At 71.8% G+C, this 13,354-nt stretch carries 13 protein-coding genes; 11 read left to right on the top strand and 2 right to left on the bottom strand.

Features of this window, described 5'->3' with window-relative positions:
- Positions 1 to 106 precede the first annotated feature (106 nt).
- Together ACE7GA_RS26685 and ACE7GA_RS26680 are read left to right on the top strand one after the other, a co-directional pair.
- Positions 107 to 745 carry a hypothetical protein gene (locus tag ACE7GA_RS26685; protein WP_376100898.1) on the top strand — a complete coding sequence of 213 codons (639 nt, stop codon included), beginning with the start codon at positions 107 to 109 and terminating at the stop codon, positions 743 to 745.
- Between the two features lie 189 nt (positions 746 to 934).
- On the top strand, positions 935 to 1,672 hold the full coding sequence (locus tag ACE7GA_RS26680; RefSeq protein WP_376100896.1) for a hypothetical protein: 738 nt from the start codon (positions 935 to 937) through the stop codon (positions 1,670 to 1,672).
- Positions 1,673 to 1,868: 196 nt separating this feature from the next.
- Here the strand turns inward: ACE7GA_RS26680 and ACE7GA_RS26675 are convergent, their stop codons facing one another.
- Positions 1,869 to 2,252 (bottom strand): hypothetical protein, encoded by a 384-nt coding sequence (locus ACE7GA_RS26675; protein WP_376100894.1) that lies wholly within the window; start codon positions 2,250 to 2,252, stop codon positions 1,869 to 1,871.
- A 445-nt stretch (positions 2,253 to 2,697) separates the two neighbouring features.
- On the opposite strand from ACE7GA_RS26675, the gene ACE7GA_RS26670 reads away from it, so the two are divergent.
- The 9 genes from ACE7GA_RS26670 (at position 2,698) to ACE7GA_RS26630 (ending at position 11,107) form a co-directional block, all read left to right on the top strand.
- Complete coding sequence (locus ACE7GA_RS26670) at positions 2,698 to 4,689, top strand: DEAD/DEAH box helicase (RefSeq protein WP_376100892.1); 1,992 nt, start codon at positions 2,698 to 2,700, stop codon at positions 4,687 to 4,689.
- Positions 4,690 to 4,924: 235 nt separating this feature from the next.
- Positions 4,925 to 5,164, top strand: a complete 240-nt coding sequence (locus tag ACE7GA_RS26665) for a hypothetical protein (RefSeq protein ID WP_376100890.1) — start codon at positions 4,925 to 4,927, stop codon at positions 5,162 to 5,164.
- Positions 5,151 to 5,516, top strand: coding sequence for a type II toxin-antitoxin system PemK/MazF family toxin (locus ACE7GA_RS26660; RefSeq protein ID WP_376093959.1), 366 nt, complete (start codon positions 5,151 to 5,153; stop codon positions 5,514 to 5,516). Before ACE7GA_RS26665 ends, ACE7GA_RS26660 begins: the two co-directional genes overlap by 14 nt.
- Before the next feature lie 13 nt (positions 5,517 to 5,529).
- Positions 5,530 to 6,525, top strand: a complete 996-nt coding sequence (locus ACE7GA_RS26655) for a tyrosine-type recombinase/integrase (RefSeq protein ID WP_376100888.1) — start codon at positions 5,530 to 5,532, stop codon at positions 6,523 to 6,525.
- On the top strand, positions 6,522 to 7,229 hold the full coding sequence (locus tag ACE7GA_RS26650; protein WP_376100886.1) for a hypothetical protein: 708 nt from the start codon (positions 6,522 to 6,524) through the stop codon (positions 7,227 to 7,229). The genes ACE7GA_RS26655 and ACE7GA_RS26650 overlap by 4 nt, the downstream gene beginning before the upstream one ends.
- Before the next feature lie 70 nt (positions 7,230 to 7,299).
- The gene (locus tag ACE7GA_RS26645) at positions 7,300 to 8,322 is read left to right on the top strand and encodes a hypothetical protein (protein ID WP_376100884.1); all 1,023 of its coding nucleotides are present in this window, start codon (positions 7,300 to 7,302) and stop codon (positions 8,320 to 8,322) included.
- Positions 8,323 to 8,412: 90 nt separating this feature from the next.
- Entirely contained in the window at positions 8,413 to 9,246 is an 834-nt protein-coding gene (locus tag ACE7GA_RS26640; RefSeq protein ID WP_376093953.1) for a Bug family tripartite tricarboxylate transporter substrate binding protein, read from the top strand.
- Positions 9,243 to 9,374 carry a hypothetical protein gene (locus ACE7GA_RS26635; protein WP_376093950.1) on the top strand — a complete coding sequence of 44 codons (132 nt, stop codon included), beginning with the start codon at positions 9,243 to 9,245 and terminating at the stop codon, positions 9,372 to 9,374. The genes ACE7GA_RS26640 and ACE7GA_RS26635 overlap by 4 nt, the downstream gene beginning before the upstream one ends.
- Before the next feature lie 5 nt (positions 9,375 to 9,379).
- Positions 9,380 to 11,107 carry a M28 family peptidase gene (locus ACE7GA_RS26630; RefSeq protein WP_376093947.1) on the top strand — a complete coding sequence of 576 codons (1,728 nt, stop codon included), beginning with the start codon at positions 9,380 to 9,382 and terminating at the stop codon, positions 11,105 to 11,107.
- 218 nt (positions 11,108 to 11,325) lie between these two features.
- Here ACE7GA_RS26630 and ACE7GA_RS26625 read toward each other — a convergent pair whose 3' ends face one another.
- On the bottom strand, positions 11,326 to 12,927 hold the full coding sequence (locus tag ACE7GA_RS26625) for an ISL3 family transposase (RefSeq protein ID WP_376100882.1): 1,602 nt from the start codon (positions 12,925 to 12,927) through the stop codon (positions 11,326 to 11,328).
- Positions 12,928 to 13,354: the final 427 nt, after the last annotated feature.

Raw genomic sequence — 13,354 nt, 5'->3', positions numbered from 1 at the left:
GCCCGGCGAGAGCGTTTGCACGGGCGCTCAGTCTCTGTCCGAAGCCATAGGGATTTGAGAGAAGGCAGGATATGTCGGCTGGTAGCAGATTTAAAACGGAGGACTGATGGCGGCCTCGCCGGGTCAGAAGTTCATCGGCGCCTACGTGGATGGAGATGTTGCCGAGCGCTTTCAGGCCTGGGCACGGGAGCGCGACGGCAGTTCATCGGCGGCACTTCGCCGACTCATTCTCGGAGTCCTGGGCGAGGAGGTCGGGCCGGTCGGTGGGGTTGGTCGCGGCACTCAGGTCGGCGTGCGCCTCAAGCCGCGCGAACGAACCGCATTGGCAGAGGCGGCGCGGGCCCGCGGGACGACGCCCGCGAACTGGCTTCGCTCCCTCGCGATCGTGCATCTCGCGCGGACGCCGCAGTGGAGCCAGGACGAAGAGGAGGTGCTCCGGGCGGTGTTCGTGGAGGTTCGTTCCATCGCCTCGGGGGTCCAAGGATTGGCCCGCACGCTCGGCTCGCGCGATGATGGCGAACGGCTGTCCGGCGTCGCTCGGGACGTGCAGGAGGCAGCGGACGCAGTCCGGGTGGAGATGCGTCGCCTGGTGGCGGTCCTGAGCGGCAACTTCGACTACTGGGGTCTGCCAGATGCCGAGCGGCCACGGGCGATCCCTGGTGCGACGGAACAGGCTGGGGCGGAGTCAGACGGGACGAAACCGCGCCGCCGTCGCCGAAGGCGGCGGATTCCCTCCGCGCCTTGAAGTTGCGTGGCTGCTGGGATTTGCACGGTGCAAGGATGATCGCGTTGTACTCATGGCGAGCGGTCGCCTCCGCCGCCCGGATCCATTCGTCGAGCGTCGCCAGCAGCGGAAGGTGATCGTTAGTCCACGCCCGTCCCGCTGTCCGGTCTCGTGGGGGGCAATAGTCCCGCTGCCTGCTACGGTGAGGTGATGGCCACGGACCCGCTGCTCGACCACATCGAGAAGACCTTCGCTGACGCCTACCGCAAGGAGATCGACCAGGAGGAGAACGTCTGGCGCAGCCTGCCCTTCTTCGCGGCGACCCTCGCACTCCAGCTCGCGGGAATCGCCCAGGTACGCGACTGGATCGAGGGCGTGGGCGGGCCGATGCTCCTCGCCGCGACAGGGCTCCTCATCGCGGCGGGCCTCGCGACCTTCGCGGCGATCGCTTTCCTCGCCCTCTCCGTGTGGCCGGCCGATTTTCAGTATGTCGGGCGTGAGCCGCTCTTCCGCGACTACGCTGAGGACGTCCGGGCATCGGCGGAGGCGGAGGCCGAGGAGGGTGAGATGGAGGAGAAGGTTGCCGAGCGAGCGCTCCGAACGGTCAAGGCGGCTCTCATCGAGCAGTACGCGACGGCGGTCGACAACAATCGTGTCATCAACCAGCGACGTGCCCGGTGGCGCACCCGCGCCGGCCTCGCGACCCTCGCCTCGGTCCTGATGGTGCTGGTCCTTGTGGCGCTCGTCGTGGTAACCAACATCGGTGGATATGCGCGACAGGCCAACCCAGGTCTCGGCTCCGCGAACCGACCGACAGCGGGCGGTGACGCTCGACCCGCGCCGCCTCAGCAACGTGATCCCGCCGCCGATGGTCGTGGTTCACAAGGGTTGGTGGGGGGATCGGGTGACGGAGCGTCCGGCGTCGGAGTTGGCAGAGGAAGGCCGTGAGCGACGGAAGCGCGCCTAAAGGCGGAATTACTCCTTCTCAGGCTACGACGTTGCCGTTAGCCAAGCCGTCAGTTTTACCACCACCCCTGCAAACTTTCATGAAGAGCGTTCCAACGGGAGATCTGGGGAACGGCCGACTCGTATCTGGGTGACGGATCCATCGTGCCGCTTCACTTGCGGCGGCTCTGGTGCACGATCAGTCTTGGGTCGCAGTGGGCCTTCCGGGGCCGAGCCCGCCTTTCCGTCGCGAGTGGGTCCACTCCGCCGCATTCCTGCGGCCGTAGCCGGTCGCCTTCTCCCAAGCGCGACGGCCCTCGTGCGCGCCGTGCCGTGCGTGTCGCACCCCGGCCGCCCAAGAGGTCGAGTCCATGCCCCTTGTGACATCGGGCGCCTTCGGCCTGAACACCCCTTCGGCGTTGGGCAGGGCCTCCCGGTGCTCGACCACCGCGCAGTAAGTTGGACCGCCCGCATAGGCCGCATCGCCGTAGACACGCCCGATTCGGTTGGTGATGCGATCCAGCATCGCGGGCACGGGCACCGTGTCGTGCACGTCCGAGCCCGTCAGCTCCTCGGCCAGCATCCGTACCAAAGACGGCAGAGGGCTTATCGCAGTAGCGGGCAGCGTTCGTGAGTACGGAGACCGTGCGGCCAAGCCGATCCAGGGCGAGCATGTCCACCTTGAACTCGACCCATTAAGTTTCAGCCGAAGCGCGCGGAGGTCGTTGAGTCAGGCGGAGATCCGCTCCTCCTCCGACCCGAGGGTCGCGCTGGATGACATGCACGAGATCGGGGATGAGGGATCAAGCGTGTGGCCCACGCGGTGCTTCGACCTCCTCCATCTTGCCACTGCTCTCGGCGTAGGACGACGGTACCCGCCCGACTGGTCCCGGTACTGAGATGCACGCGGCGGGAAGGACGCAGTCCGCGCTCATCGTACGCATCGCGACGGCTCGAGCGCGCTTTCGACTTGCGTCTGGCGTGCGACCGGAGTCCAACCTCCCGGTGCTGCATCGTCCTTCCAGCTCGTGACCGCGCCGTCGTTGCGGGCGCACCAGTGCGAGGTCGCGGCCGTCATGGCGGCGATCGCGCGCGGTGAGGCTTCAGACGTGCGCGACGTGCTCGCGGCCGTCACGCCCGGCGGCGGCAAGTCGCTCCTCCCCGTGCTGTCGGCGGCGGCCCTCATCGGCTCGGGGATCGTCTCGCGCGTCTGCTGGGTCGTGCCGCGCGACAGCCTGCGCCTGCAGGCGGAGGAGGCCTTCGCCGACCCGCGCTGGCGGGGGGCACTCGGGCATACGCTCTCGGTCCGGGCCGCGGACAATGCGGCGGGCGATCCGGCCCGCGGCCTCGCGGGCTACGTCACGACCTACCAGGCCGTCGCAGCCGCGCCCGACCTCCACCTCGCGTCGCATCGCGCCCACCCGACGCTCCTCGTCGTCGACGAGGTGCATCACCTCCCGTCGCTCGACGGGGCAGGCGCGGAGCGCGGGGCAGGGGAAGGGGGTGACGGCGCGAGCCCCCCACCCGAGGCCGCGTGGTCCGCAGCCCTCCTGCCGCTGCTCGAGTGCGCCCGCGTGCGGCTGCTGCTGTCGGGCACCCTCGAGCGCGCCGATGGGCGGCGCATCCTCTGGCTGCCCTACCGCCGCGCCGGCCGGGGCCGGGAGGAGGTCGACCTCGCCGCCCCCGGCTGGGCCGTGGTGGGCTACTCGCGCGCGAGGGCGCTGGCCGAGCGGGCCGTGCTCCCCGTCACCTTCGGCGCGCTCGACGGCGAGGCCTCCTGGCTCGGGCCGGAACCGGACGGGGGCGCCGAGCGCCCCCACCTCGGCCCGCACCGCCTCCGTGCTGCCGCCCCCTCGGACCTGACGCGGCCGGCGCTCTTTACCGCCCTGCGGACCGGCTTCGCCGACGCGCTGCTGCGGCGTGCCTTCGAGGCCGCGAGACGCCTCCGGGCCGAGCGGCGGGGCACGCTGAACCCTTCCCGGCGCGAGCCGGCTCGCGGGTTGGGAAAACTCCTCGTCGTGGCGCCCGACCAGGTGCAGGCGCGTCGTTACCTCGACCTGCTGCGCTCCTGGGTGCCGCGCGCGCAGGAGAGCACGGTCGGCATGGCCACCGCCGACACGCCGGGCTCCCACGAGGCACTCGCGGCCTACCGTCTCACCCCCGAGCCCTCCTGCCTCGTCACGGTGGCGATGGCCTATGAGGGGCTCGACGCGCCGGAGGTCGCGGTGGTGGCGGCACTCACCCACATCCGGAGCAGGCCCTGGCTCGAGCAGATGGTCGCGAGGGCCACGCGGGTGGACCCCAATGCCGGGCCCTACGAGAGCCAGCGCGCGCTCGTCTTCCACCCCGACGACCCGCTGTTTGCCGCCTTCCGACGGCGGATGGAGCTGGAGCAGGGAACGCGGGCGAAGGCACCGGCCCCGCCGCGGCAGCCCCGCCTCGCGCTGCCCGACTGGCTCGAGGAGCGGATGGAGGAGGCGCGGCGTCGGGGCGCGATCGTGCCGCTTGAGAGCAACGCGCTCGCGCTGCGGCTGTCGACGCTCCGCCCCGGCCCGGACCTCGCGGCGGGGCTCGCCGCGGCGCGAGATCCCGACCCGCAGGGCGAGCTGCTCGAGCCGCCCTCGGTCCAGGAGCGGCGGCTGCGGCAACAGGTCGGCGAGCTCGTCGCGGCGCAGGCCGTGGAGGACGCGGGGACGTCAGCGGTCGCAACGGCCCCTGTCGCGGTCGCCTCGCGCGGTGCCGGGCTCTACCACGCCTACAACGCCGTCCTGAAGCGGGTGCACGGAGGCAAGTCGCGGACCGAGATGAGCCTCGCCGAGCTCGAGGCGGCGCTCGCCTGGGTCTCGCGCAACCGCCTCTCGGACCACCTTCACCTGCTCGAGGGCGACCACCGCTACGCCTGGGCCTCGAGGAAGCGGGACGGCTGGTCGCCCCCAGTCGGCAAGCGGGCGGATCTTTGGGCCGGCGGGGCGCGGCGAGGCAAGGCCGCCGGCATCGAACCCGCGCGGCATCGGGCTTGATTGTCATCGCGTCTCCGCTGGCGCTGCAAGACGTGCTCCCTCATGGCGCGCCGGCGGTGGCTAGCCCCCGTGGGCGCTGGAAACGCGGGTGCGTTCAGAGGCACTGGCGCCCAAGACATTCCCTGCGCCTCACACGCGATAAGCTTCCCTTACCGCGTGTGACTAGAAGATCGCCTCATTCGGTGACTGGCGTGCACTACGCCGGGGCGCTACGCTCACGTCCAGGAGGTGCCCGATGGCCGTTCCGATTTCCGTCCGCCTGGACGACGACGTCCGCGAGGTACTCGAGGCCGAGGCCGCGGCGCGTGGACTGCCGCTCGCGACCCTCCTCCGTCACCTCGCGGCGGATGCGGCGCGCGACGTCCGGCGCGCCCGCATCCGGGCCGCGAGCGAGGCGGTCGGCCGCCATGTCGCGGTGAGCCCCGCCGCCGCCGCCCTCGTCGCGGAACTCGGCCGTCCCGTTGACCCCGCCTGAGCGGCCCTTCCCCGCGGGCTCCATCGTCGTGGTCGACTGGCGCGACGCCGTCCCGGTCGAGGCGAACAAGCGGCGGCCGGCGGTCGTCGTCGAGGACGATGGCCTGTTCGGGCCGGGATACCCCGCGCTCCTCCTCGTGCCGATCACGGAGGATGCGGGGCTCGCGATCCCGGACCTCTGCGTCCGCCTCGAGCCGGGCCCGGAGAACGGCTGCACGAAGCCGAGCTTTTGCCTCTCCCCCTTCGTGACCGCGACGGCGAAGGCGCGGGTTCGGGCGACGCCCTCGCGGATTACCCCGGACGAACTTGCCCTCATCCGTCGCCAGATCGCCGCCGCGGTCGGCGTCGAGTGATGGATTGCCCGCCGTGACCGACGCCAAGCTGCCCACCCGCATCCCCGTCGCCCCGGTCGGAACCGCGCTCTCACCCCGCTTGGCGGAGGCGATCGAGGCGGCGAAGGCCTATGCCCGCCGGGCGCTCGCGCCCGAGACGCTGCGGGCCTACCGGGCCGACCTCGCCGACTTCGAGGCGTGGTGCGTGGCCCACGGGACCGAGCCGCTTCCTGCCGCGCCTGCTGCCGTGGCCGCCTACCTCGCCGCCCTCGCCCCGACCCACTCCCGTTCGGCGCTCGAGAGGCGGCTCGCCGCGATCGGCCACGCCCACCGGGTGCGGGGGCTCGACTGGACGCCCTCGCACCCGGCGATCCGGACGACGCTGCAGGGCATCGCCCGCCTGCACGGCTCGCGGGTGCGCCAGGCCGCAGCGCTCACCTCGGCCGAACTGCGCCGGCTGGTGGCGACCTGCGACGCCGACCTGACGGGGACGCGCGACCGCGCGCTCCTGCTGCTGGGCTTCGCGGGGGCGCTGCGGCGCTCCGAGCTGGTGGGGGTGGATCGCGAGCACCTGCGCTTCACCGGCGAGGGGCTGCGGCTGTTGTTGCCCCGCTCCAAGACGGACCAGGCCGGGGAGGGAGTGGAGCTCGGCATCCCCCGCGGGAAACGACGGGACACCTGTCCCGTGCGCGCGGTCGAGACCTGGTGCGAGACGGCCGACATCCGCTTCGGCCCCGTCTTCACGAAGGTGGACCGCTGGGGGCGGATCGGCCACGACCGGCTCTCGCCGGATGCGGTGCGCCAGGTCCTCCTGCGCCGGGCGGGGATGGCGAAGTTGAAGGCCGACGCGGGGGAGCGGCTGAGCCCGCACGGGCTCAGGGCGGGGTTCGTGACGGAGGCCTACGTCGCGGGCGCGCGGGACGAGGAGGTGATGGGCCACACGCGGCACCGCGACCTCAAGACGATGCGCGGTTACGTCCGGCGCGCGAAGCTCGTGACCGCGAGCCCGGTGAAGCTGCTCGACCTGTGACCCGCGCGGGGCAGGGAAGGGGAGACGGGCTGGGCGGCGCGGCGCGGCCGGCCGAGACGGCGGGAGGTGGGTCTTCGGCCCTCGCCGACATCCTCGCGCTCGACCACCCGGACTGGCTCCTCCACCACCTCGACGTGACCGGGCCGGCGGAGGACCTCACACTCTTCCGGCTCGCCGCGGCCGGACCCGGGGTGATCCCGTGGACGCACGGCAGGGCGGGGGAGGAGGAGGACCTGTTCCACCTCCTCGCTGCCCCGCCCCGCGGTGAGCGGATCTTCTCCCTCCACGGCTGCCGCGTGGTGGCCGGCGGGATCAGGACGGCGCTGGAGCGGGCGGACGAGCGGGTCCGGGCGGCTGCGAGCCGGCCAGGCGGGCCGGTGCCGCTGGACCTGCACCGCCTCGTGCCGGTCCCCCCTGACGTACTCCGGCTCGGGCCGTCGCACCCGGAGGCGCTCGGGTGGTTGTGGGCGAACTGGGGCACGACCTGGCCGCTGCGGCACGTCGCGCACCGGTCCGAGGCGACGAGGGGACGCGGGAAGCGCGGAAGCGGAGCGGGAACTGGCAGGGGAGGGGACGCGAACCCTGCCCGGTTGTCGCTCGCCTTCTGGTCGGCGGACTGGACGCCCTGGGCGGCGCTCGTGCGGGTGCGCCAGGCCTGGCCCTCGCTCTCCTTGGACCTCCGGCCCCGCTACGACGATGGCTGAGGCTGTCGGGGGCGGTGCAACCGTGGCCGCGGCGTCTGAGGAAGGCTGGGAGGATCCGCCGCGCAAAACCGTGCGTGATCGCGACGGGCTCCACCTCGACCTGCGGGGCTACGCCGGCCCGCTCGACCTCCTGCTCGAGCTCGTCCGCGCGGGGCGGGTCGACGTCGGCGCGATCTCCCTCCTCGACCTCGCCGTCCAGTTCGAGGCCGCGCTGGAGGGGGCGATCGGGCGCGGGGACGTGCCGCTGTCCCGGCTCGGGGACTGGCTCGTGGCGGCGGCGAACCTCGCGCTGCTGCGCTCGCGACTGCTGCTGCCGGAGGACAGCCGGGAGGGGCGGGAGGCCCGGCTGGAGGCGGAGGCGCTCCGGCGCCAGCTCGCGGACCGGGCCGCCGTCGCGGCGCTTGCCGACTGGCTCGGGAACCGCCGCCAGCTCGGGCGCCAGGTCTTTGCCAGAGGGGCGCCGGAACACGCGCAGGGCGAAGTATCCGAGGGGAGGGGAGCGACACCCGTCGCGGATCTCACGACGCTGTTGCGGGCCTGCCTCGAGCTGATGAGCCGGCCGGAACGCGTGCCCGCCTATCGGCCCAACCCACCCGACCTGTGGCGCCCACCCGCCGCGGTGGCGCGCATGCGGCGGCTGCTCGGCGAGATGGCGGACCTCGGCCGAGACGAGGCGCTGCCGCTCGAGCACTTCCTCCCATCCCGGGCAGCGACGCCCACCCCCTCCAGCGCCGTGCTGCGCTGGCTTCCACTCTGGTCGCGGGCCTCGAACTCGCGCGTGACGCGGCTATCCGCCTGGAGCAACACGAACCGTTCGGCCAAGTCGGCGTCAGCAGCCCCGTCGCTCCATCGGCCCGCGTCGCATGACAGCGGCGCCGATGGACTCAGGAGCAGGGATGAGGCTCACGATGCTCGCGATGGTCGCACGTGCGATCAACGGCGGTTATTCGTCATCGGCAGCCTCGCCGGGTACCCCGGCGCGGCGTTCGGACCAGTGCTTCAGGATGCCGCAGTCGCACTATCGGGAGCAGGTAGGACCGACACGTGCCGCCGCGCGCGAGCTCCCCCGGCTGACGTTGGTGGAGCCGACTGACCCGCCCTGGACTCTGGATGCCGATGACAGCCGTCTCGACCGGAGGGAGGGTGCGGCTCACATTGGTCGGCAACGCCATAGGAGCCCGCCATGCGTCGCCGCCCGCTTCTCGCCGCGTTCGCGGCCCTGCCGCTGCCGGCGCTCGCCCAGGGCGCCTGGCCCAGCCGGCCGGTGCGGATCGTCTCCTCGTCGCCGCCAGCCGGCGCCTCCGACATCCTCTCCCGCACGATCGCCGCGGCGTTGCAGGAGCAGACCGGCCAGCCCTTCGTGGTGGAGAACCGCCCCGGGGCCGGTGGCGTCGTCGGCTCGGACCACGTTGCTAAGGCGGCGCCGGACGGCACGACATGGCTCACCACCAATGTCGGCCCGCAGGCGATTTTCCGGGAACTCCACCGCAACCTGCCCTACGACACGCGAACCGATTTCCGCCATGTCACGATCCTCGGCACCCTGCCGCTGGTTCTCATCGTGGGTGGCGCCCAACCCTTTCGGACCCTTGCAGACTACGTTGCGGCCGCGCGTGCCCGGCCGGGCGTGCTGAACTTCGGCTCAGGCGGCAACGGCACGCTGCACCACCTGACGGGGGAGCTGCTGAACTCCGCCGCCGGTATCCGCACCACCCACATCCCCTACCGCGGCGCCCAGGCCGCGACGGCGGACGTCATCGGCGGGCGGATCGAGAGCATGTGGGACAGCTTGCCCTCCGCCGCCCCTCATGTCCGGAGCGGCACGGTGCGGGCACTCGCCCTCTCCTCGGCGAGCCGCAGCGCGGCCTTCCCCGAGATCCCGACGCTCGCCGAGGCGGGCGTGCCGGGCCTCGTCACCACCAACTGGTTCGGCCTTGCCGGCCCGCGCGCGTGCCAGAGGAGATCGTGCAGGCGATGTATGCGCAGCTCCGCCGTGCGCTCGACAGCGCCGCCGTGAGGGAGCGCCTTGCCACCATCGGGGTCGAGCCAGTAGGCGAGCCGCCCGACGCGACGGGGCGCTACGTGCTCGCCGAAATCGACCGCTGGTCCGCCGTCGTGCGGGCCACTGGCGTGACGATGGATTGAGACCGATGACGACAGGGGAGGAAGCCGCCGTGATGGCGGCGGCGCGCATCGACCACGCCTGGTCGCTCGTCGAGCACTTCGCCAACACACGCCGCCAGGATCCCCAGGAGGCTGCTGAGGCGGGAGAGGAAATTGCGCGTCGACTAGACGCGCTCGGCCTGCCCGTCACCGTGCACCGGCCACGCCTCTACCTCGCCGTCCCGAAGGAGGCGCATGTGACGCTCGGTGCGCAGCGCTTCCGCGCACGCCCGGCACAGCTCGCCGAGACGGCGCCGGCAGGGCTCACCGCGCCGCTCGTCTTCGTGGAGAACCCGGTCGCCCCACCGATGGGCTGGACACCGAACACCGCGAAGCTCTTCGGTCCGGGCTATGACCCAGCGCCCGGCGTGCCGGACCTCCGCGGCCGGCTCGTGCTGTTCCGCGGCATGATCCTGGCCGAGAAGATCCTGCAGTTTGCCGCCCTGGGCGCCGCCGGCGTGATCGCGGTGAACCCGGGGACCGACATGCACTGGGGGAGCGGCAGCGCCATCTGGGGGACGCCGGACCTCGACGACCTGCCGGGCCGCACGCCTATCCCGGGCTGCGCGGTCAGCGGCCCGGATGGCGAGGCGCTGATCGAGGCCGCGCGCCGCAGCGAGAGTGCGACGCTCACCACCATCTGCGAGGAGGGCTGGTTCGACCAGGTTCTGCCGGAGGTCCGAATTCCCGGCACGGTGGAGCCGGATCACTTCGTCCTGCTGCATGGCCATTATGATTCCTGGGACGTCGGCGTCGGCGACAACGCGACCGGCGACGCCTGCATGCTGGAGGTCGCGCGGACGCTGCACGCGCACCGCGCGGGGCTTCGGCGCGGGGTGCGGATCTGCTGGTGGCCTGGGCATTCCACGGGCAAGTTCGCCGGCAGCACCTGGTATGCCGATGCCTTCGCGCGCGACCTCGCGCATGGCTGCGTCGCGCACCTCAACTGCGACAGCCCCGGCTGCCGCGACGCCACCGACTATCCCGGCATCCCCTGGATGGCCGAAAATCGGGTCTTCGTCGCCAACGTGGTGCGCGACGCCACCGGTGTGGCCGCTCGCGGCAAGCGGCCGACGCAATCCTCGGACTTCTCCTTCAACAACCTCGGCATCTCCGGCTGCTTCTCCGCCTCCTCCCGTATCCCGGCAGCCGAGGTGGAGCGGCGGGGCTGGTATTTCGTCATGGGCAACGGTGGCAACACCGCCTGGCACACGGATCGCGACCTGCTCGGGGTCGCGGATCCGGAGGTGCTGCTGACCGATATCCGGCTGTATGCGCTGGCGGTCTACCGCATGGCGACCGCGCCCGCCCTGCCGCTCGATCCCGGCGCGCTGGTGGCGGAGCTCTCGACGCATCTGGACCGCTATCAGAAGGCGGCCGGCTATCGCTTCGACCTGTCCCCGGCACGGGAGGCCTTCGCTGCGCTCGCCGCGCGTCTCGCCACCTTCGAGGCGAGTAATCCTTCGCCGGAGGTCGCGACCGCGACGCGCCTCGCCGTGCTGCGCCACCTCGTCCCGCTCGACTACACGCGTGGCACGCGCTGGCGCCGCGATTTCGGCCTGCCGGCGCCACCGCTCACCCATCTCGCCGTCGCGGCGGAGCTGGACCGCTACCCACCTCAGGCCATCGGCTTCGCAGAGACGACTCTGCGGCGCGGGCTGAACCACGTAGTCGCCGCGGTGGAGGCGGCGATGGAGTCAGCAGTACAGCGCTGAACGACCGCGTCGCTCAGGTCCGTGTGGGTCTGTTGCAAGAAGGAGGGGGGCGGTTGGAATTCGGGCGTTCCGGGTCGGCTCACACGACGCGGATGGCGCGAGGCATCCCAAGTTCGGCCTTGCGGTTCAGCGCGGCGCTGGCAATGGCCGCCTCCGCCCGCTGTGCATCGATGCTACGTGTGAGCTTTCCAGTATTCGGTCCTTCCCCAATCTCCGTGCTACGGGGCAGCTTGGAGAGGGAGCATGCGGGCGCGGAGGAGTTCGCAGCCGGCACGGCCGCCCATGCTGCGCTTGAGCGTCTTCAGGCGGCTGATCTGACCTTCGGTCGTGCCGTTGCTCCACGGCTGGGTGACGGCGTTTCGGACGGCGTCGATGTCGCCCTGCAGGGTGCGCGCGAAGCGTCGCATGGCGTAGATGCCGCTCTCGTGTGCATCCCGCAGCCAGCAGTCGAGTTGGCCAACATCATGGCCGCGCAGGACACCGCGGAAGCGCATGGCCATGCGGCGTAGCGCCGTGAAGTCGGGGACGGAGTGCTTCAGGGCATCGACCGCTGCCGCCTGCCGGGCGTTCAGCTGCGGCCGCGGCTTGAGGCAGAGCGCCGCGGCCACCTGCGGCGACAGCCGACGTCCCGTGTCGGGATGGCAGGGCAGCCGGAGGGACGTGGATGCGGCGGTGCTCGGCGGCGCACCCTTCCTCTCCGAACCCCGGCGCCAGGCCGCGACGTAGCGGGCGAGGTAGGTGTAGCAGCCCGCATAGCCCAGCCGCTGGATCTCGACGAAGAGGCGGCGCACCACCGTGCACCCCTCTCGCCAGCGGCGCCGCAGGTGCGCATCGAAGAGGGCCGGCGAGCGCGGGCCCGAAGCCATGGCGTTGCGTTCCGGCAGGCCCGTCAGGCGAAGCCACTTGTCCAAACGCCTGCGGCTCAGGCCGAGTTCGCGGACGATGTCGGCCGCGGTCCGGCCCGCCTCGTGCATGTCGCGCATCCGGGCGAAGCTGTTCTCCAACTCTCCCCGGCGCAGGGCCCTGCGTTCCTCGGCCTCGGCGGCCGCCACGGTGCCCCGACGGACAGGCCGGTCCAGGCGCCCGAGCGCCCCCTCGATCTTCTCGCGCAGCGTCTGGACGAGGTGGAAGCGATCGGCAACCTGCCGGGCACCCGGTGCGCCGGCGCGGGCTCCTTCGGCGTAGAGGCCGTGCCGGTCGCGGCTGATGAACTCGGCCCCAGGGTGCTCGACCAGCCAAGCCTCCGTGCTCGCGGAGGAGCGGTCGGGAAGCAGGTCCACCACCGTCCGCCGCTCCAGGTCGACGAGGATCGTGCCGGAGCGCTGGCCCTTCGACCACGCCCAGTCGTCGATGCCGAGAACACGCGGCGCGTTGGAGGTCCCCTGGATCGCCCGGCGCCTCAGCATGCGCAGGAAGGTATCGTCGCTCGACGGCATGCCGAGCCGCGCCAGCAGCCGCTCGGCGGGGCGCCCGCCCAGGGCATGGCTGACGCTGTGGAGGATGTCGGCCAGCCGGCTGGTACGGCGGGCCATGGGCTCTGCCACCTCCAGCAGCGGCTCCGCAAAGGTGCGCCGGTTGCAGACAAGATTACGGCAACGCAGGCGCACGACACGCAGCGCGATCGCGACGGGCCTGCCCTGTATGGGAAGGTCCTGCAGATGGCGCAGGTAGCTGCCGTGCCGGGCTCGCGAGGGTACACCGCAATCCGAGCAGGCCCCCTGACCCGGTCCGGACGCATCGACAATCCAGCCCTCAGCGGAGCGGTCGACCCGTGTGATGCGCACGCCGACGGGGGTGGAAGGCGAGATGCTGAACCTCATCGGATCAAGGCGCCCGCCAGCGACCCGGGCAGCAACCCAGCCTCTGCACAGAGTTTCAGGAAGGACCTCTTTAAGGGAAAACGACACCCTGGGCACCGGACGGTTGCGGGTGACGTCATCGGGTGACGCCCAATCACCTGACGACCTCATCGCGGTGGGGACTGAGGGATGACCTCCCGCCCCAGCACCGCGCGACGTGCCTAGCCCGACTTGATGACCCGACCCTTCTCCCGGCGGAGACCCTTTGCGGCTTCGCCCCATTCCCCTGGACGGACACGTGCGTGGATGCGGGGGATCCCCATCCCGACCGGATGCCGCGTTCTCTCAAGCCGGGCATCGGCTTCCGGCGGTCCGTTGGTCACCTGATCGCTGTCGCCGAATCCCGCAACGAAGAGCGTGGTGCAGAAAGCGCCAGCAAGCACGCGGC

The organism is Roseomonas sp. CCTCC AB2023176 (assembly GCF_042259275.1).
Taxonomy (GTDB): domain Bacteria; phylum Pseudomonadota; class Alphaproteobacteria; order Acetobacterales; family Acetobacteraceae; genus Roseomonas.
Note: the sequence above shows the minus strand (reverse complement) of the source record. Positions and strands in the feature narration are given on the sequence as shown.

Coding starts and splice junctions, on each gene's coding strand:
- ACE7GA_RS26625 (WP_376100882.1), bottom strand. CDS start 12,927: ATGAGGTTCAGCATCTCGCCTTCCACCCCCGTCGGCGTGCGCATCACA.
- ACE7GA_RS26665 (WP_376100890.1), top strand. CDS start 4,925: ATGGCCGTTCCGATTTCCGTCCGCCTGGACGACGACGTCCGCGAGGTA.
- ACE7GA_RS26640 (WP_376093953.1), top strand. CDS start 8,413: ATGCGTCGCCGCCCGCTTCTCGCCGCGTTCGCGGCCCTGCCGCTGCCG.
- ACE7GA_RS26680 (WP_376100896.1), top strand. CDS start 935: ATGGCCACGGACCCGCTGCTCGACCACATCGAGAAGACCTTCGCTGAC.
- ACE7GA_RS26685 (WP_376100898.1), top strand. CDS start 107: ATGGCGGCCTCGCCGGGTCAGAAGTTCATCGGCGCCTACGTGGATGGA.
- ACE7GA_RS26630 (WP_376093947.1), top strand. CDS start 9,380: ATGACGACAGGGGAGGAAGCCGCCGTGATGGCGGCGGCGCGCATCGAC.
- ACE7GA_RS26675 (WP_376100894.1), bottom strand. CDS start 2,252: ATGCTGGCCGAGGAGCTGACGGGCTCGGACGTGCACGACACGGTGCCC.